At 65.4% G+C, this 18,161-nt stretch carries 13 protein-coding genes and 1 pseudogene; 2 read left to right on the top strand and 12 right to left on the bottom strand.

Translation table 11 applies throughout. The features are described 5' to 3' along the window. Both H3V53_RS39075 and H3V53_RS39080 read right to left on the bottom strand, forming a co-directional pair. Window positions 1-99: pseudogene (locus H3V53_RS39075) on the bottom strand (zinc-binding alcohol dehydrogenase); the annotation flags it as partial. A 200-nt stretch (window positions 100-299) separates the two neighbouring features. Continuing rightward, window positions 300-1,718: a xylulokinase gene (locus tag H3V53_RS39080; RefSeq protein ID WP_336602397.1), complete on the bottom strand. Its 1,419-nt coding sequence runs from the start codon at window positions 1,716-1,718 to the stop codon at window positions 300-302. Window positions 1,719-2,127: 409 nt separating this feature from the next. Here H3V53_RS39080 and H3V53_RS39085 point away from each other — a divergent pair, with 409 nt between their 5' ends. After that, window positions 2,128-3,543, top strand: coding sequence for a solute carrier family 23 protein (locus H3V53_RS39085; RefSeq protein WP_054917072.1), 1,416 nt, complete (start codon window positions 2,128-2,130; stop codon window positions 3,541-3,543). A 203-nt stretch (window positions 3,544-3,746) separates the two neighbouring features. Here the strand turns inward: H3V53_RS39085 and H3V53_RS39090 are convergent, their stop codons facing one another. From H3V53_RS39090 to H3V53_RS39100, 3 genes are read right to left on the bottom strand one after another with little or no spacing between them, the layout of a single operon-like run. Beyond that, the gene (locus tag H3V53_RS39090; protein WP_336602398.1) at window positions 3,747-5,264 is read right to left on the bottom strand and encodes an efflux transporter outer membrane subunit; all 1,518 of its coding nucleotides are present in this window, start codon (window positions 5,262-5,264) and stop codon (window positions 3,747-3,749) included. 10 nt (window positions 5,265-5,274) lie between these two features. Next, window positions 5,275-8,469, bottom strand: coding sequence for an efflux RND transporter permease subunit (locus H3V53_RS39095; RefSeq protein ID WP_054917056.1), 3,195 nt, complete (start codon window positions 8,467-8,469; stop codon window positions 5,275-5,277). 18 nt (window positions 8,470-8,487) lie between these two features. Continuing rightward, window positions 8,488-9,708, bottom strand: coding sequence for an efflux RND transporter periplasmic adaptor subunit (locus tag H3V53_RS39100; RefSeq protein ID WP_336602399.1), 1,221 nt, complete (start codon window positions 9,706-9,708; stop codon window positions 8,488-8,490). Between the two features lie 424 nt (window positions 9,709-10,132). On the opposite strand from H3V53_RS39100, the gene H3V53_RS39105 reads away from it, so the two are divergent. After that, complete coding sequence (locus H3V53_RS39105) at window positions 10,133-10,768, top strand: TetR family transcriptional regulator (protein ID WP_336602400.1); 636 nt, start codon at window positions 10,133-10,135, stop codon at window positions 10,766-10,768. Between the two features lie 121 nt (window positions 10,769-10,889). On the opposite strand, the gene H3V53_RS39110 is transcribed toward H3V53_RS39105, so the two are convergent. The 7 genes from H3V53_RS39110 to H3V53_RS39140 form a co-directional block, all read right to left on the bottom strand. Next, entirely contained in the window at window positions 10,890-11,519 is a 630-nt protein-coding gene (locus H3V53_RS39110; RefSeq protein WP_336602401.1) for a cysteine hydrolase family protein, read from the bottom strand. A 293-nt stretch (window positions 11,520-11,812) separates the two neighbouring features. After that, window positions 11,813-12,559: an SRPBCC domain-containing protein gene (locus H3V53_RS39115; RefSeq protein ID WP_054917064.1), complete on the bottom strand. Its 747-nt coding sequence runs from the start codon at window positions 12,557-12,559 to the stop codon at window positions 11,813-11,815. A 33-nt stretch (window positions 12,560-12,592) separates the two neighbouring features. Next, a complete protein-coding gene (locus H3V53_RS39120) occupies window positions 12,593-13,054 on the bottom strand; it encodes a DUF427 domain-containing protein (protein WP_336602402.1) in 462 nt (153 codons plus the stop codon). 542 nt (window positions 13,055-13,596) lie between these two features. Continuing rightward, a complete protein-coding gene (locus H3V53_RS39125) occupies window positions 13,597-14,094 on the bottom strand; it encodes a carboxypeptidase regulatory-like domain-containing protein (RefSeq protein ID WP_336602403.1) in 498 nt (165 codons plus the stop codon). Window positions 14,095-14,320: 226 nt separating this feature from the next. After that, entirely contained in the window at window positions 14,321-15,835 is a 1,515-nt protein-coding gene (locus tag H3V53_RS39130; protein ID WP_336602404.1) for a DegQ family serine endoprotease, read from the bottom strand. A gap of 125 nt (window positions 15,836-15,960) precedes the next feature. Next, window positions 15,961-17,262: an ATP-binding protein gene (locus H3V53_RS39135; protein ID WP_336602405.1), complete on the bottom strand. Its 1,302-nt coding sequence runs from the start codon at window positions 17,260-17,262 to the stop codon at window positions 15,961-15,963. 4 nt (window positions 17,263-17,266) lie between these two features. Further along, window positions 17,267-17,929: a response regulator gene (locus H3V53_RS39140; protein WP_054917080.1), complete on the bottom strand. Its 663-nt coding sequence runs from the start codon at window positions 17,927-17,929 to the stop codon at window positions 17,267-17,269. Window positions 17,930-18,161 lie beyond the last annotated feature (232 nt).

An 18,161-nucleotide genomic window follows, 5' to 3' on the forward strand; every position in this document is an offset into this window, starting at 1 on the left:
TTCGATCAGCACTTCACCCGCGCGCGGCCCTTCGAGGTCGACTTCTTCGATCGTCAACGGTGCGCCGGCCTTCCATGCGATTGCTGCTTTCGTTTTCATCGTGAATGCTCCTTTGGTTCTGAAACCTGTTGCGTGGTGCTGTTCTCTGCGTCGGTCCGCGGCGGCTGACATCACTTGCGGCCCGGATTGACGCTCATGTTCGCGCGCGGCGCTCCCGACATCATCGCGCAAACGCGTGGCGCGCGAATGGCATGCCGCGCCGCGCGCTTGTCCTCAGGCGACGGCGCGTAAAACGCCCGTCATGACGGCGCGAACCACGGTTCGACGCGCCCATACAGATCGAGAAAGCGCGCATAACGTGATGCGAGTGCCGGATTGCTGTGCGGTTCGGCGGCGCGCGTCGCGGTGGGGGCAAGCGCGGCGAGATCGCCTGCATGCCAATGACCCGCCGCGAGCCCGCCGAGTATCGCCGCGCCGCGCGCCGCCGCATTCGGGCAATCGACGGCGTGCAGCTCCGCATCGAGCGCATCGGCGAGCAACTGACGCCAGCGCGGATCGACCGAACCGCCGCCGGCCAGACGCAACACCGGCACGCGCGCGCCGCTTTGGCGAATGGCGTCTAGCCCCGCGCGCAGCGAAAACGCGACGCCTTCGAATGCCGCGCGCATCATCGCACCGCGCGACGTGCCGAGCGCGAGGCCGAGCCATCCGCCACGCGCGGCGGGATTGAGCCAGGGCGTGCGCTCGCCCGTCAGATACGGCAGAAACGCGAGCCCCGAAACGGCATCGGCTTCGAACGCATCGCGATAGGCGTCATGCCATTCATACGACAGCCAGCCGCGCACGGCTTCCAGCGCGACGCCAACGTTCTGCATCGCCGCCATCCGATACCAGTGATCCGTCGCCGCGCGGTAGCGATGCAGCCCGCGCGCCGCGTCGGGCTCTTGCGTGGCGAGCACGACGATCTGACCGCCCGTGCCCGTGGTCAGCAACGCGTCGCCGTCGCGGGACAGGCCGCTGCCGAGCGCCGCGCACGGCGTGTCGCCGGCGCCCGTTGCGAGCACGATGCCGGCGCGCAAGCCGAGCGCGCGCGCGGCTTCGCCGGATAGCGTGCCGCCCGCCGCGTACGACAGTGCAAGCGGCGCGAACCATTCGCCCGGCAATCCGAGCCGCGCGAGCAGTTCGCGATCCCAGTTGCCCGCCGGATCGGCAAGCGCTGTGGCGCAGGCATCCGATGGATCGGTGGCCGTCGCGCCGCCGAGCCTGACGCGCAGCCAGTCTTTCGGCTGCAACGCCCAACGCGCCGCGCGCAACGACTGCGGTTCACGAAGCGCGATCCAGCGCAGCAACGGACCCGCCATGCCCGGCGCGACCGGGTTGGGCTGCGGGTCGGGCCATGCGTCGAGCAGCGATACCGCGCGCGTGTCGGGCCACAGCATCGCCGGACGCACGGGCTCGCCGTGCGCGTCGCTCAGGACGATGCCGTGCATCTGGCCGGAAAAGCCGATGGCGCGAACCGCGCCGCGCTGCGCGTCCGGCAGCCGCGCAGCCGCTTCGCACAGCGCGCGCCACCAGATCTGCGGATCGATTTCCGCCCAGCCGGGTTGCGGCGTATCGATTGCATAGGCGACGCTCGTCGCGCATTGCTCGCGACCTTCTTCGTCGATGATCGCGAGTTTCAGTGAACCGGTGCCAAGGTCGATGCCAAGAAAAGACATGAATGCGATGCGTTGAATTCGGGTTGGAAGCTATCGTTGGGTATCGCCGCACGCCACGCGCGCGCGACGGGACAGCGAACGTGCATTTTTACACGCGATGCGCGTTCGACGCGGGTTAACCCGCCCCCGGCCAGGTGCAGCGCGAAAATGCATTATGTGCGATCGGCAATACACATCATATGGGCACGCATACGTCCATTCTCGGCGCCGCATTGATGAACATCCCGCATCGCACCGTGCGACAAGGGCTCGCGGCGAGTTCGCCCGATCAAGCATGACATGCGCGTTCCAAATCTGGTTCACGCATATCGTCACGGCAAAGGTTGATATAGAAACGCGTGGTCTTGTCGCCGTTTTTCGTCCCGCATACCTTGGAGGCATCCCAAAACGAGATGTGGAGAGAGACAAGATGCACGCGAACACGGTTCATCCGTGCGACGAGCGACTGCCCTTCGGCCAGTTGCTGACGCTCGGCATTCAGCACGTACTGGTGATGTACGCGGGCGCCGTTGCCGTACCGCTGATTATCGGCAGTGCGCTCAAACTGCCGAAAGAGCAGGTCGCGTTTCTCATCAGCGCCGACCTTTTTTCGTGCGGGATCGCCACGTTGATCCAGACCCTCGGGCTGTGGATTTTCGGCATCCGTTTGCCCGTCATCATGGGCTGCACGTTCGCTGCCGTCGGCCCGATGATCGCGATCGGCACGAATCCGAGCCTCGGCATACTCGACATCTTCGGCTCGACGATCGCGGCAGGTGTGATCGGCATCGTGGCCGCACCGATGATCGGCAAGATGCTGCGCTTCTTTCCACCTGTCGTGGTGGGCGTGGTGATTTCGGTGATCGGACTTTCGCTGATGGAAGTCGGCATCAACTGGGCGGCAGGGGGCGTGGGCAATCCGGATTACGGCAACCCCGTCTATCTCGGCCTGTCGCTCCTCGTGCTCACGCTGATTCTGCTCATCAACAAGTTCGGCAAGGGATTCATCTCGAACATCTCGGTGCTGCTCGGCATTGTTGCGGGTTTCGTGATCGCGGCGCTGCTTGGGCGTGTGAACATGGACGGCGTGACGCATGCACCGTGGGTCGGCTTCGTGATGCCGTTCCAGTTCGGCCTGCCGCACTTCGACCCGCTGTCGATCGCGACGATGGTCACCGTGATGTTCGTCACGTTCATCGAATCGACGGGGATGTTCCTCGCTGTCGGCGACATGGTGGAGCGTCCCGTCGACCAGAAGACGCTCGTGCGCGGCCTGCGCGTGGACGGCCTCGGCACATTGATAGGCGGCATCTTCAACTCGTTCCCGCACACCTCTTTCTCGCAGAACGTCGGGTTGATTGGCGTGACGGGCGTCAAGAGCCGCTTTGTCTGCGCGACGGGCGGCGTGATTCTCGTATTGCTGGGACTGTTCCCGAAAATGGCGCAAGTGGTCGCCTCCGTGCCCGCCTTCGTTCTGGGCGGCGCGGGCATCGTGATGTTCGGCATGGTCGCCGCGAACGGCATCAAGGTGCTGTCGAAAGTGGATTTCGTGAAGAACCATCACAACCTCTTCATCGTCGCGGTCAGCATTGGGCTGGGCCTCGTGCCCGTGGTCTCGCCGCACTTCTTCGCGAGACTGCCGGCCGCGCTGTCGCCGTTGTTGCATAGCGGCATTCTGCTGGCGTCGGTTTCGGCCGTTGTGCTGAACCTGATCTTCAACGGCGTGAAGGGCGAACGTGCCGCGACTCGCGATATTCGCCGCGCCGGCCACGACTTCGACGGACGCGGCAGCAAGGACGACGGCATTGCCGGCGACGAAATGCTGCGCGCCGCCGACATGCATTGATTCCACGACACCGTCATCACAACCGGCGTGCGCGAGCACCTTGCCTTGCGCACGCTTTCGTCATTGGCCAAAATCATCCGGACAACTTAATTAGCCATCTGGACAAGGGTCTGAAGGTACGGAAGTCGCCCACAAAAAAAAACGCCACGGCATGCCGTGGCGTTTCGTTAGCGGAGTAGAAAGCGGCTGTCGGGCCAGCCCGATCAGCCCGACGTCGCCGCCGAAGCCGCTACGGGCGCGCTGCCCGCGCCGTAGTCGACAGGTGCGTCGGCGGGACGCGGCTGCTCGCCTGCGCGCTCGATCCAGCCGCCACCCAGCGCCTTGTACAGATCGACCAGGTTGGTCAGGCGCTCCATCCGAGCCGTAATCAGCGATTGCTGAGACGAATACAGAGCAGTCTGAGCCGTCAACACGGCGAGATAGCTGTCGACGCCGTTCCGGTAGCGCAGATCAGACAGATCGAGACGGCGCTGTTCCGCGAACGTATTGCGTTCGAGCGCCCTGATCTCCTGATCGTACGTGCCGCGGGCGGCAAGTCCGTCTGCCACTTCACGGAACGCCGTCTGGATCGCTTTCTCGTACTGCGCGACCTGGATGTTCTTCTGCACGTTCGCGAGATCGAGGTTCGCCTTGTTCTCGCCCCCTGTGAAGATCGGCAGCGTGATTTGCGGCGCAAAGCTCCACGCCGCCGAGCCCGGCTTGAACAGTCCGCCAAGCGTCGGGCTCAACGTGCCGAAGCTGCCCGTCAGCGACACACGCGGGAAAAACGCCGCGCGCGCCGCGCCGATATTCGCATTGGCGGCCAGCAGGTTCTGCTCGGCCTCCATGATGTCGGGACGGCGCGTGAGCAGATCCGACGGCAGGCCAGCCGGAATGTCGGTCAGCAGATCCTGGTTGTCGAGCGCAAGACCGCCCGGCAGATCGGCCGGCAACGGCTCGCCGATCAGCAGAACGAGCGCATTCTCAGCCTGAGCGCGCAGACGCGCCTGCGATTGCAGATTCGCATTGGCCTGCTCGACCACAGTCTCAGCCTGACGCAGGTCGAGTTCAGAACCCGTGCCCGTCTCGTACTGCAGCTTTGTGATGCGATAGGACTCTTGCGCAGTCTTCAGTGTGTCCTGCGTGACCTTCAACAGATCGTCAAAGGCGAGCAACGTCAAGTACTGATCCGCCACCGACGCGACCAGCGCGATTTCCGCCGCCTTGCGCGCCTGCGCCGTCGCCAGATACTGCGCCAACGCCTGATCCTTCAGGCTGCGGATGCGGCCGAAGAAGTCGATTTCCCACGACGCATTCAATCCGACCGAGTACTCGTTGGAAATCGTCCGGTCGAGGAACGACAGGTTTTTCGGCGTACGCGACTTCGACTGCGAAGCGGCCGCATCGATGGTCGGCATCAGCGCCGCGCGCACGATCTGGTACTGCGCGCGCGAAGCCTCGATGTTCAGCACCGACACGCGCAGATCGCGGTTGTTCTTCAGCGCGATCTCGATCAGCTGTTGCAGGCGCTGATCGACGAAGAAGTCGCGCCAGCCGATATCGACGGCCGCCTGCCCGTTCGCCGTGCGCGCGCCCGCGCCGGGCGCGGGTTGCGTCGCGTAGACGCCGTCGCTCGGGAACGCGCCCGAGACGGGCGCGGCCGGCTGGTGGTACTTCGGCTCCATCGTGCAGCCCGCGGCGAACACCGCGACGGCCACTGCCATCAAAGAATACTTAAGCATCTCAATGTCCTCAGCTGGCGTTTCCCGAGCCGCTGCCGCCCTGCGGGTCATGCGGATGGTGCTCGTTATAGTGCTTCATCGCTTCGTCCGGGTCTTCCTTGTCGCCGGTGAACTTCGCGCGAATCACGACGAAGAACATCGGGATCATGAAAATCGCGAGGAAGGTCGCCGTCAACATGCCGCCGATGACGCCCGTGCCGATCGCGTGCTGGCTTGCCGAACCCGCGCCGTTGCTGATTGCGAGCGGCAGCACGCCGAGAATGAACGCGAGCGACGTCATCAGAATGGGGCGCAGCCGCAAGCGAGCTGCCTCGAGCGCGGCTTCCACCGGCCCCATGCCCTCGCCCTGCTGCAGCTCGCGCGCGAATTCGACGATCAGAATCGCATTCTTCGCGGACAGACCGACGGTGGTCAGCAGACCCACCTGGAAGAACACGTCGTTTTCGAGCCCGCGCAGCGTCGCGGCCAGCAGCGCGCCCAGCACGCCGAGCGGCACCACCATGATCACCGAGAACGGGATCGACCAGCTTTCATACAGCGCCGCGAGACAGAGGAACACGACGAGGATCGAGATGCCGTACAGGATCGGCGCCTGCGAACCGGACTGGCGCTCCTGGAACGACAGACCCGTCCATTCGTAGCCGATACCCGCCGGCAGCTTCGCCGCGAGCGCTTCCATTGCCGTCATTGCCTGGCCCGTCGACTTGCCCGGCGACGCCTGGCCCTGGATTTCGACGGCCGAGATACCGTTGTAGCGCTCGAGCTTCGGCGAACCATAGGTCCACTTACCGCTCGCGAACGACGAGAACGGCACCATGCTGCCCGCCGAGTTGCGCACGTACCAGTCGCTCAGGTTCTCCGGCGTCATGCGGAACGGCGCGTCGCCTTGCAGGTACACCTTCTTGATCCGGCTGTCGGTATCGAGGAAGTTGTTGACGTACGCCGACGCCCACGCGATCGAGAACGTCTGGTCGATCGTCGCGAGGTTCACGCCCTGCGCCGCCGCCTTTTCCTGATCGATCGACACCTTGAACTGCGGCGTGTCGTTCAGGCCGTTCGGACGCACCTGCGCAAGCATCGGGTCTTTCGCGGCCATGCCGAGTAGCTGATTGCGCGCGGCCATCAGCTTTTCGTGGCCGAGACCCGCGCGGTCCTGCAGCTCGAAGTCGAAGCCCGACGCCGTGCCGAGTTCAGGAATGGACGGCGGATTGACAGGGAACACGACCGCGTTCTTGTAGCCCGCGAAGTGCATGTACATCCGCCGCACCAGCGCCTGCACCTTCTGGTCCGAATGCTGGCGCTCCGCGTAGTCCTTCATCCGCACGAACACGAGACCCGCATTCTGGCCGCGGCCCGCGAAGCTGAAGCCGTTCACCGTGAAGGTCGACTCGATGATCGATTTCTCGTCGGTCAGCAGCCAGTCGGAGATGTCCTTCAGCGCGCGCGCCGTGGTTTCCTGCGTCGAGCCCGACGGCGTCTGCACCAGCACGAACATCGTGCCCTGGTCTTCGTCCGGCAGGAACGACTTCGGCAGACGCACGAACAGCAGACCGACGGCGACGATCACCACCAGATAGATGATGAGCCAGCGGCCCGAGCGCCTGATCACGTGATGCACGCCCGCATGATACTTGTCGCGGCTCTTGTCGAAGGTCCGGTTGAACCAGCCGAAGAAGCCCTTCTTCTCTTCGTGATGGCCCTGCGGAATCGGCTTGAGGATCGTCGCGCACAGCGCCGGCGTCAGAATCAACGCGACCAGCACGGACAGCACCATGGCGGCCACGATAGTCAGCGAGAACTGCCGGTAGATCGCGCCGACCGAGCCGCCCGAGAACGCCACGGGCACGAACACGGCGGACAGCACCAGCGCCACGCCGATCAGCGCGCCCGTGATCTGGTCCATCGCCTTACGGGTTGCCTCGCGCGGCGACAGCCCTTCTTCGGACATCACGCGCTCGACGTTTTCCACCACCACGATCGCATCGTCCACCAGCAGGCCGATGGCGAGCACGAGACCGAACATCGACAGCACGTTGATCGAGAAGCCGACCGCGCTCATGATCGCGAACGTGCCCAGCAGCACCACGGGCACCGCGATCGTCGGGATCAGCGTGGCGCGCAGGTTCTGCAGGAACAGGTACATGACCAGGAACACCAGCACGATACCTTCGAGCAGCGTCTTGACCACTTCCTCAATGGACAGGCGCACGAACGGCGTCGTGTCGTACGGGTACTTCACGACGAGACCGTGCGGGAAGTACTTCGACAACTGGTCGATCTTGTCGCGCACGGCCTTCGCGGTGGCCAGCGCGTTCGCGCCCGTCGCCAGCTGGATACCGAAGCCGGCAGTGGGCTGGCCGTTGTACTTGGTGTCGAAGTTGTAGTTTTCGCCGCCGAGTTCGATGCGCGCCACGTCCTTGATGCGCACCTGCGAGCCGTCCTGGTTGACCTTCAGCAGCACGTTGCCGAACTGCTCGGGCGTCTGCAGCAGCGTCGCCTCGCTAATGGTTGCCTGCAGCAACTGGCCGGGAATGGACGGCGTGCCGCCGAGCGAGCCGCCCGCTACCTGGACGTTCTGCGCCTGCAACGCGGTTTCGACGTCGACGGGCGTGAGGCCATAGTTGGTCAGCTTGTGCGCGTCGAGCCAGATCCGCATCGCGTACTGCGAGCCGAACAGCGTGACGGTACCCACGCCGTCGATACGGCTGACGGGGTCCTGCACGTTCGACGCGACGTAGTTCGCGAGGTCGTACTTGCTCATGCTGCCGTCCGTCGACACGAACGCCAGCACCAGCAGGAAGCTGCTGCTCGACTTGGTCACCTTCGTGCCCAGTTGCTGCACGACCTGCGGCAGCAACGGCGTGGCGAGTTGCAGCTTGTTCTGCACCTGCACTTGCGCGATGTCGGGGTTGGTGCCCGCCGCGAAGGTCAGCGTGATCGTGGCCGTACCCGAGTCGTCAGACGTCGACGACAGATACAGCAGGTGGTCGAGGCCGCTCATCTGCTGCTCGATCACCTGCGTGACGGTATTTTCAACCGTTTTCGCCGAAGCGCCCGGATACGTGGCGCTGATCTGCACGGCCGGCGGCGCGATGGTCGGATATTGCGCGACGGGCAGCGTGAAGATCGACGCCAGACCCGCCAGCATCAGAATGATGGCGATCACCCACGCGAAGATCGGGCGATCGATAAAAAACTTTGCCATGAAGCAGGCTCCCTTTGATTACGCGCCCGATGCAGCGGAGGCGGCGGCCGCGCCGCTGGCCGGCGAGCTCTGCGCCGCTGCATCCGACGCGGCGGGCGCCGGCGGCAACTGCGCCGGCACGCCCTTCGCCTGCGCGCCGGGACGGACCTTGTCGGTGCCCTGCACGATCACGCGATCGCCCGCATTCAGGCCGCCTTCGACGACCCAGTACTGGCCATAGGTGGCGGAGGTCTGCAGCGTGCGCAGTTCGACCTTGTCGTCCTTGCCGAGCACGAGCGCCGTCGGCTGGCCCTTCTGGTCGTGCGTGACGCCCACTTGCGGCACGAGCAGCGCGTGGTCGTTCATGCCTTCCTCGATGCGCGCGCGCACGAACATGCCCGGCAGCAGCACGTGGTCCTTGTTCGGGAAGATCGCGCGGATCGTCACGGAGCCCGTGGTCTGGTCGACGGTCACGTCGGTGAACTGCAGCTTGCCCTTCTCCGAATAGACACGGCCGTCTTCGAGAATCAGCTCGACCTTCGCGGCGTTCGGGCCCGCCGTCACCAGACGGCCCTGCTGGATGTCGCGACGCAGCTTCAAGCCCGCGAGGCTCGACTGCGTGACGTCGACATACACGGGATCGAGCTGCTGCACGGTCGACATCAGCGTCGCCTGGCTCGCCTGCACATAGGCGCCCGGCGTCACCTGCGAAATACCGACCTGGCCCGTCACGGGCGACACGACATCCGTATAGCCGAGGTTGATCTGCGCGGTATCGACAGCGGCCTTGCCCGCCGCCACGTCGGCGACGGCCTGGCCTTGAGCGGCCACGGCGTTGTCGTAGTCCTGCTTCGAGACCGCGTTCGCGGCCACCAGCACCTTGTAGCGGTTGGCTTGCGCGGTGGTCGACGCGAGGTTCGCCTGCGCCTTCGCGAGCGCCGCCTTTGCATTGTTCAGCGTGGCGATGTACGGCGCCGGGTCGATCTTGTACAGACGCTGGCCGGCCTTGACCTGCGTGCCTTCCGTGAATTCACGACGCAGCACGATGCCGTCGACCCGCGCGCGCACCTGCGCGACGAGGAACGCGCTGGTGCGGCCCGGGAGTTCCGTGACGACGGGCACCGGCTGCGGCTGGACCGTGACGATACCGACTTCGGGCGTTTGAGGCGGAGGTGCTGATTGTTTTTGTCCGCACGCTGCCAGCATTACGGCAGCCGTCGCGGCAGTGAGTAAGCGGAATGGAACCCGTTCGACGCGCATGGAGCGACCTCTGTCAAAGACTGAGAAGGAAAAAGTGCGTGCATCTCTCTGCGGAGAAGGCTGCGCACGGTGGCGCCTCACGACGCCTTGACCGGACGCTCACGAATGCTTTTCCTGCGGTGCAGCCATCGCTAAATGCGCCAACCCGGGAAATGCCGCACGACGCCGTCCAGTGATTGAGACAGCGCAAGCTATTTGAAAAAGTCAACGGTGACGGATATTAACCGTTCACTCAGACATGAGTCATCCGATCGATGGGGTGCTATTATATATACATTCATGAATGCACGTAAAAGTGCGTTCCAGTCTGTAAGTACCGTTTTCCCCGCAAGATCCCTCGCGCAATAACCGGCACAAGAAATGTTCGTTATCGGCGGCGTTTAAAAGCGTCAGGGGAAACCCCGTCATCACGCAGGTCATACGAATGGTCCGTCGAACCAAGGAAGAAGCGCAGGAGACGCGCACCCGCATCCTCGATGCAGCAGAACAGGTCTTTTTCGAAAAGGGAGTGTCGCGCACGTCGCTGGCCGATATCGCGCAGACGGCGGGCGTCACGCGCGGGGCGATCTACTGGCATTTCGCCAACAAGGGCGATCTGTTCACTGAAATGTTCGACCGCGTGCTGCTGCCGCTCGACGAACTGAAGGCGGCATCGATCGACCCGAACGAGGCCGATCCCCTCGGCCGCCTGATCGATATTTGCACCGTGTGCCTGCGCGACACGGCGAACGACCCGCATCGCCGGCGCGTGTTCGACATCCTGTTTCACAAGTGCGAGTTCGTCGAAGAGATGGGGCCGGTGATGGCGCGCTATCAGAACGTCGTGCGCGAGGCGCTGACAAGCATTCAGGCGGGCATGCGCAACGCGATTTCCAAAGGGCAATTGCCGGCCGATATGAACGTGCCCGTGGCCGCCTCGATGGTGCATGCGTTCATCAGCGGGTCATTGCGCGACATGCTGTTCGTGCCCGACGCGTTCGACTTCGGCCAGCACGCGCGGCAAATGGTCGATGGCCTGATCGACGCGCTGCGCAGCCCGGCGCTGCGCATGGGGGCGTGAGGGCGACGCGTATCGCGGACTGCGCGCCCTCGTTTGGACTTCCGGTTCGCCTCTTCCAGTTCGGCTGTTCGCGTCCGCTTGTTTCCGTCCGCTTGTTTCCGTCCTGCGTGTTTTCGTCCCGTCAGGCAGCCGACTTCGCGCGCGCCTTCTGATTCGACGCGTAGATCGAGCCGCGCTCCAGCGGCTCGCCTGCTTCGACCGCCGCGATCCATTGCTGGGTGCTCGCGACGGCCGCAAATCGCGACTGCAGCACGACACTGAACACCCGGTGAATGTCCTCGGCGCTCGCAAAGCCCGCGCTGTTCTCGTACGGAACGGAGCCCGTCGCGTCGTGCAGAAACTCGACGGCCAGCCCCATGTGCAGCGCGTGAACGATCGTCGACGCATCGCAGTTGTGCGTCATGTAGCCCGTCACCGTGAGCGTGTCGATCTTGCGTTCGGCGAGCCAGGCGGCGAGATCGGTGTTCGTGAATGCGCTCGGCAGCGCTTTCTCGACATGATGATCCCACTCGCGCGACGCCACCACGGCGTGCAGTTCCGCGCCCTCGCCGCCGCGCGCGAAGACGGGTGACCCCGGCGGTGCGAAGTTCTGCACGACGACGACGGGAATCTGCGCGGTGCGCGCCGCGTCGATCGCGCGTCCGATGTTCGCGAGCGACATCTGCACGTCCGGATATTCGATGGGCAGATCGCCCGTCACGTATTCGTTCTGGACATCGATGACGATCAGGGCACGACGGGGCGTCGACATGGCAAGCTCCTCGATGGTGGGCGTTGAGCGTTTCGAAGTTGAGCGGCGGTTGCGTGCTGCCGCAATGTGCGCATTGTTGTTTATTCGTGCGCCGCGCGACGGGCGGCGGCCAAACGAATAAACGAATTCGCAAGGACGGGACGCTTCACAAGGATAACGCGGGCGGCGACGGAGGCTCGCGCGTGCAGCCATCGCCCGGCAATTTCGAAGATCCGGAGGAAGCGGATACGGGAAGGAGACTTTCCGCGGCAGAGGCGAGCGCGCCGGACGCAGGCCGCGCCCGCCGCGCGCCGTCAGCCTTGCGTGAAGTAATGCGCGACGTAGAGCAGCAACGCGACGAAGAAAATCATCGCGCCCCACGCCCAGTGCGGCAGCACAGGCGATTCCTGATCGTGATGCAGGCCGTGCAGCAGCGAATGCGCGGCGCGGCCCGTCAGCGTGCCCGCATGCGAATGGTCGTGCAGCCGCGCGCGGCGCGCGACGCCCGACAGGCTGATCGGCCGCAAAAACACGTGCTGGCGGCGCCCTTGCGTACCCGCCGCGCGATTCGGCCGCTTGCCGTGCTTCGCTTCGACGACGGCGCAAAACTCGGTGAAGAAATCGTCGGCGAGTTCGTGCAGCGCGTTTTCGATCTGGCGCGCGGGCAGCTGCGCGAGCGGCCCGGTCGATGTCGCCCACACCGAGTAGTCGATGCGCGTGCTCGGCCCGCGGCCGGGCAGATGAAGATGATCGTCATTGCGCAGCGACACGTCGATCTGCCCGCGCAGCGCACCGATGCCTTCCGCGCGCGCCTTGAAGTTCAGCGTCCGGTGAGGCTTCGCGCTGTTGCCGCCGTCCTCGCTCGCGACGTGCGCGCGGATGTGATAATGCGCGCGCAGCGGGCCGAGCGGCACCGTCATCGTCAGCAGATATTCGCCGCCCTGGAGCCGGCGCAACGACTCGCAGTTGTCGAGACTCGCGCGCAACAACGCGAGATCCTGCAGCGCGTCCCAGACTTCGGACGGCGCCAGCGGCACCCTCAACGCGTCGTTCAATTCCATGACAGCCTCCCCGATAACCGTGCGACTGCGGGATCAGGACGTCTGATCGATGCGGTCGACACGCGACACGAAAAACGCAAGATACCCGGCGATCCGCTTGACCTGCTCGAATGGGTTTTCATAACTCCACACGACGTTCTCGATCGTCTCGTCTTCCGTGTGCAAGTGGAAGTACGACGCTTCTCCCTTGTGCGGACAGTGCGTCTTGTGATCGGAACGCACGAGCCGCGCCATGTTGACGTCGGCGCGCGGGAAGTAGAACACATCGGGATAGCCGCTCTCGCTGAGCGTCAGCGCGGCTTGCGTGTCCGCGAACGTCACGCCCTGATGAATCACCCGCACGCGATGCCGGTTGGCCGTGATGGTGATGGTAGGGTCCGCATCGCCGCCGCCGCTGTGCGCTGGCGCACCGCCCGCCGCATCGACGGGCGCGCCAGTTCGCCTCGCGCTGTCGCTGTCGGCGCTGTCGGGGCTTCCGCTGGGTGGGGCATTCATGTCGTCCGCTCCGCTGATAGGCAAATGCGCGCACTCTCCGGTCGGCCGCCCGGCTGATGTGGCAGCCCGGCATCCGTGGCACGCGCCGCTTCGTTGTGATTCTGCGGAGCGCGTCTCCCTCGGTCACGCGATGGCTTGCAAAGATGAAAGCCACGGAACGCGTCCGTGGCTTCATTATTGACCAAACGCGCCTGGCTTGCGCGACGTTCGTTGGCATCGGGTTGCTACCGATTGCCGGGTGAACCGGACGCGTTTCCGCCGACGGCGGCCGTCCCAGCGGTGACGCGTTGAGGGTCCGGCGCTCACCTTGCCGTCGCCGAACTGCTCGCGTAAGCGCCTCGCGTCGATTCGCGACATCGCATCGCGCCGCCCTGCGCCGCCCCCCCCTGCGCCACCCTCTGCCCCTGTACCATCCCCGGCATCTGTTGCGGCAGCGCAGCGCCCTCGCGTTGCCGGCCTCGTCGTCCGCGTGTCTCCCTGTTGTCCTGCCCCGTGTTCGCGGCGTGCCAGCGCGCGGACGGCATCTGCTGCCTGCGAAGCCCTTACTGCGAACCCCAATAGAACGAGGCCTTGGCCGTGCCCTTCGCCGGAATGGTCACGGGCTTGGTCTGGTCGCTCTCCTTGTACGCGGCATGCACGGTGTAGCGGCCGGGGCGCAGTTTGACCAGCATGTACGGCCCGCGCGACGTGGTATCGAGCACGCTGCCGCCGTGCGCGTCGAGAATCTTCACTTTGACGTCGGAGAGATAGTCGGAGCCCGGCCCTGTGAAGCGCAACGACAACGGCCATTGGCTCTGCGCCGCGAGCAGCGCCTTGGATTCGTCCAGGCCGACGCCGCCGGACGTGAACGACACGTCGCCCTGCTGCTGCACCTGAGGCAGGCCGCCGCCATTGGCGTTGCCGGCGCTGGTGTCGTCGGTGGTGCTGCCGCCCGTGACGCCGTTCGATTGCTGCGCATACGCGCCGCCCGACACCCCGAGCGTGAGAAGAGCCGCAGCCGCAACCGTGACGGCGCGGGCGACGATACGACGATGGATCATAGCGTGGCTCCTTTTGGGGCAAGCCCAAAGCGTTCTGACGACAGTCCGCACGCAATCTATATGCCTATTGGCCGACGGCGTCGCAGAAGCGGTACAGGCCCGAAAATCGGGCCTGTACGTTTTCCCGGACGCTGCGTGCGCCCGGTTGCAATCGACAATTTTTCCACATGCGGCAGGTTTTACCGGCGGTCGCCTCGCGGCCCCGCCGGTTCTGCCGCCGCCTGCCTCAGCCGAGGTCGACGGGCACGAAGATCTGCGAGTTGTCGCGCTGGATCAGCAACGCAATGCTGTTGCCCGCCGACGACACGGCCTGCTTCAACTGCTCGATGTTCGACACCGGGCGGCCGTTGACGGCGAGGATCACATCGCCCGGCTGGATGCCCGCGCTCGCGGCCGCGCCGCTCGCGTCCTGCACCAGCAAACCGTGTGACACCGACGCGCCGCTCTTTTCCTGCGGCGTGAGCGGCCGCACGGCCACGCCGAGGCGCCCTTGCATCTGCGCGGGGCCGGCGTTGTCGTTGGATGCGACCTTCGTGTCCGCCAGCGAGCCGATCGTCACTTTCAGGTTTTTGGTCGCCTTGTCGCGCCACACCTCGACGTCGGCTTGCGTGCCCGGCTTGATGCCCGCGATCTGCGACGGCAGCGCCGACGAATCCGCCACGTCGATGCCGTTCACCGACAGGATCACGTCGCCCGGCTGCAGGCCTGCCTTCGCGGCCGGACCGCCCGGATCGACGGAGCTGACAAGCGCGCCTTGCGGCTTTTTCATGCCGAACGAATCGGCGAGCGTCTGGTTCACGCTCTGCACGGCGACGCCGAGACGGCCGCGGTCCACGTGGCCCGTTTTCACCAGATCGTCCTTGACCTTCATCGCCTCGTTGATCGGGATAGCGAACGAAAGTCCCTGGAAGCCGCCCGTCTGCGAATAGATCATCGAGTTGATGCCGATCACTTCGCCTTGCAGATTGAACAGCGGGCCGCCCGAGTTACCCGGATTCACGGGCACGTCCGTCTGGATGAACGGCGTGTAGTTCTCGTCCGGCAGCGAGCGCGACTTCGCGCTGATGATGCCCGACGTCACCGTGTTGTCGAAGCCGTACGGCGAGCCGATCGCGACGACCCACTGGCCCACCTTGCTGGCGCGCGGATCGCCGATCTTCACGGTCGGCAGATCCTTCGCGTCGATCTTCAGCACCGCGACGTCCGACTGCTTGTCCGCGCCGACCACTTTCGCCTTGTATTCGCGCTTGTCGGTGAGCTTGACGGTGACGACGTTCGCGCCGTCGACGACGTGCGCGTTGGTCAGCACGTAGCCGTCGCTGCTGATGATGAAGCCGGAGCCGAGGCTCGCGCTCGGGCGGTCGCCGTCGTCGCTGCCGTTCGGGCCGCCGGGGCCACCCTGTCCGCCCGGCATCTGGCCGAAGAAGTGACGATAGAACTGGTAGAACGGATCGCTCGGATCGATCGGGAGCTGGCCGCTGTTATTGCCGCCGCGCATCGCCGCCTGCTTGACCACGTGCTTCGCGCTGATGTTCACGACGGCCGGCCCGTACGTTTCGACGAGCCCCGAGAAATCGGGAATGCCCGTCTTCGCAGCGGCCTCCGCGGGCATCATCGCGGCAGCCGCCGGCGAAATCACCTGGGGCGCGGACACGTTGTGATGGCCAGCCACATAACCCGCCGACAATGCGATAACGACAGCCGCGGCGACGGCGCTACGGGTTAGCATTTTTGCTTTCATCGTGTACTCCTGATTGGGAGAGTTGACTCTTCGATGAGTCAAAGAGTACGTGGCGTCGCTTAAATCAATCTTAAACAACGCCGACGCGATGAAAGCCTTGCGAAAAGCCTTTCCCCGCGGCCGGTTCAGAAGCGCACGGTGACTTGCAAACCGCCGGCGGGCGCATCGTCGAGCGTGACGCTGGCGTGATGCTGAAGCGCGATGCGGCGCACGATGGCGAGCCCCAGGCCGCTGCCCGCGACATCGGTGCGCGCGCGGTTCGCGCCCGCGCCGACGCGATAGAAACGGTCGAACACGCGCCCGCGCTCCGCGGCGGGAATGCCTGGTCCGCTGTCGGCGATCTGCACGAGCGGCCTGCCGTTTTCGACGCGCAGGCACACGTCGACGCGCCCTCCTCCCGGCGTGTACTTGGTTGCGTTGTCGATCAGGTTGTTGAGCATCACGCGCAGCGCTTCCGTGTCGCCCGTGACGCTGGCCGGCTCGCTTGCCTCGATGCCGAGATCGACGCCGCGCTCCTGCGCGAGGGGCAGGTAGGCCGTCACGCATTCGTGCACGAGGGCGTTCAGATCGACGGTGCCTGTTGCCGCGTGGCCGTCCGGTTCGGAGCGCGCGAGCGCGAGCAGTTGTTCGGCAAGGCGCGTCGCGCGCGTGACGCCTGCCTGCAGATCGCGCAGCGCTTCGCTGCGCTCGGCTTCGTCGTGTGCGCGCGCGACTAGTTGCGACTGGATCTGCACGGCCGCGAGCGGCGTGCGCAATTCGTGCGCGGCATCGGCGACGAAGGCCTTTTGCGTATCGAGCGCGACGGCGAGCCGCTCGAGCAGGCCGTTCAGTGCGCGCACGAGCGGCTGCACTTCGAGCGGCAGACGCGAGTCGGGCAGGGGATCGAGCGCCTCCGGGTGACGCGTGTCGAGCGCGCCCGTCAGGCGCCGCAGCGGCGCCAGCCCGCGCCCGACGACGCCCCACACGGCCACGCCCATCAGCGGCAGCAGCACGATCAGCGGCCACAGCGTGCGCAGCGCGACGTTCGCGGCGAGCCGGTTGCGCACGGACAGCGGCTGCGCGAGCTGCACGACGTTATCGCCGACGATCGCGCCATACACGCGCCAGTCGCCGCGCTCCGTGCGTTCCGTCGAAAAGCCGAGTTCGGCGCGCGGCGCGAGCGGCGCGCGCGGATGCGAGTAGTACATCAGCACGCCGTTGCGGTTCCAGATCTGCAGCACGATGCCTTCGTCGCCCGTGTCGCGCGAACTGAGCACCTGCGAGAACGGCTCGGCGGGCAGCGCGGCGGCGATTTCCTGCAACTGGTAATCGAACAGTTCGTTGGCTTCGGCGAGCGCCTGCCGGTAGATCAGCCAGCCCGCGATGCCGACGCCGAGCAACACGATGGCGAGCAGCCAGAACAGCAATTGACGGCGAATCGAACGCATCCTGTCAGGTTTCCTTCGCGATCATGTAGCCGAGACCGCGCACGTTTCGGATCAGCTCCGCGCCGAGCTTCTTGCGCAGCGCGTGGATGTAGACCTCGACGGTGTTGCTGCCGATCTCCTCGCCCCAGCCGTACATCTTTTCTTCGAGCTGGCTCTTCGACAGCACCGCGCCCGGCCGGGCGAGCAACGCGGCGAGCAGCGCGAACTCGCGGGCGGACAGTGCGACGGGCGCGCCGTCGAGCGTCACCTGATGCGAGGCGGGATCGAGCGTGAGATTGCCGTGGCGAATGGTCGATTCGCTGCGTCCGGACTGCCGGCGGATCAGCGCGCGCATCCGCGCGCCGAGTTCGTCGAGATCGAACGGCTTGACGAGGTAATCGTCGGCGCCGGCATCGAGTCCTTTGACGCGATCCGCGACGGCGTCGCGCGCGGTGACGATCAGCACGGGCAATGGGTTGCCGCGGGCGCGCAGCGTGCGCAGCACATCGAGGCCGTCGCGCTTGGGCAAGCCGAGATCGAGCAGCACGAGATCGTACGGCTGGCCCGCGACCGCGTTCAACGCGGACTCGCCGTCCTGCACCCAGTCGACCGCGAAGCCGTCGCCGCGCAGCGCCTTGCGCACGCCTTCAGCGATCATGCGGTCGTCTTCAACGAGAAGTATGCGCATTGCTTTTCATCCGTTCCGGACTTGGCGGGCGCTGGTGGCCCGTGGTGGGGTTTTCCGATGGCAGCATTCTAGCGCTCGGGGGCTGGGTTTCGCCTTTGGCGCTTGCCCTTTGCGTGGGCATCCGCGTTGCGCCTTCGCGGCGCGGGCGTTGCCGGTGTGTGTTTGCCCTTTGCGCGGGCATCCGCGATGGCGCCTCGCGGCGCAGGCGTTACCCCTGTGCGGGGCGGCACCT

Source organism: Paraburkholderia bengalensis (genome assembly GCF_037126505.1).
In the GTDB taxonomy this organism is placed as follows: Bacteria; Pseudomonadota; Gammaproteobacteria; order Burkholderiales; family Burkholderiaceae; genus Paraburkholderia; species Paraburkholderia bengalensis.

What these genes read in the sequence shown, in the direction of transcription:
- H3V53_RS39080 (WP_336602397.1), bottom strand. Translation starts at nt 1,718, where the DNA reads ATGTCTTTTCTTGGCATCGACCTTGGCACCGGTTCACTGAAACTCGCG.
- H3V53_RS39085 (WP_054917072.1), top strand. Translation starts at nt 2,128, where the DNA reads ATGCACGCGAACACGGTTCATCCGTGCGACGAGCGACTGCCCTTCGGC.
- H3V53_RS39090 (WP_336602398.1), bottom strand. Translation starts at nt 5,264, where the DNA reads ATGCTTAAGTATTCTTTGATGGCAGTGGCCGTCGCGGTGTTCGCCGCG.
- H3V53_RS39095 (WP_054917056.1), bottom strand. Translation starts at nt 8,469, where the DNA reads ATGGCAAAGTTTTTTATCGATCGCCCGATCTTCGCGTGGGTGATCGCC.
- H3V53_RS39100 (WP_336602399.1), bottom strand. Translation starts at nt 9,708, where the DNA reads ATGCGCGTCGAACGGGTTCCATTCCGCTTACTCACTGCCGCGACGGCT.
- H3V53_RS39105 (WP_336602400.1), top strand. Translation starts at nt 10,133, where the DNA reads ATGGTCCGTCGAACCAAGGAAGAAGCGCAGGAGACGCGCACCCGCATC.
- H3V53_RS39110 (WP_336602401.1), bottom strand. Translation starts at nt 11,519, where the DNA reads ATGTCGACGCCCCGTCGTGCCCTGATCGTCATCGATGTCCAGAACGAA.
- H3V53_RS39115 (WP_054917064.1), bottom strand. Translation starts at nt 12,559, where the DNA reads ATGGAATTGAACGACGCGTTGAGGGTGCCGCTGGCGCCGTCCGAAGTC.
- H3V53_RS39120 (WP_336602402.1), bottom strand. Translation starts at nt 13,054, where the DNA reads ATGAATGCCCCACCCAGCGGAAGCCCCGACAGCGCCGACAGCGACAGC.
- H3V53_RS39125 (WP_336602403.1), bottom strand. Translation starts at nt 14,094, where the DNA reads ATGATCCATCGTCGTATCGTCGCCCGCGCCGTCACGGTTGCGGCTGCG.
- H3V53_RS39130 (WP_336602404.1), bottom strand. Translation starts at nt 15,835, where the DNA reads ATGAAAGCAAAAATGCTAACCCGTAGCGCCGTCGCCGCGGCTGTCGTT.
- H3V53_RS39135 (WP_336602405.1), bottom strand. Translation starts at nt 17,262, where the DNA reads ATGCGTTCGATTCGCCGTCAATTGCTGTTCTGGCTGCTCGCCATCGTG.
- H3V53_RS39140 (WP_054917080.1), bottom strand. Translation starts at nt 17,929, where the DNA reads ATGCGCATACTTCTCGTTGAAGACGACCGCATGATCGCTGAAGGCGTG.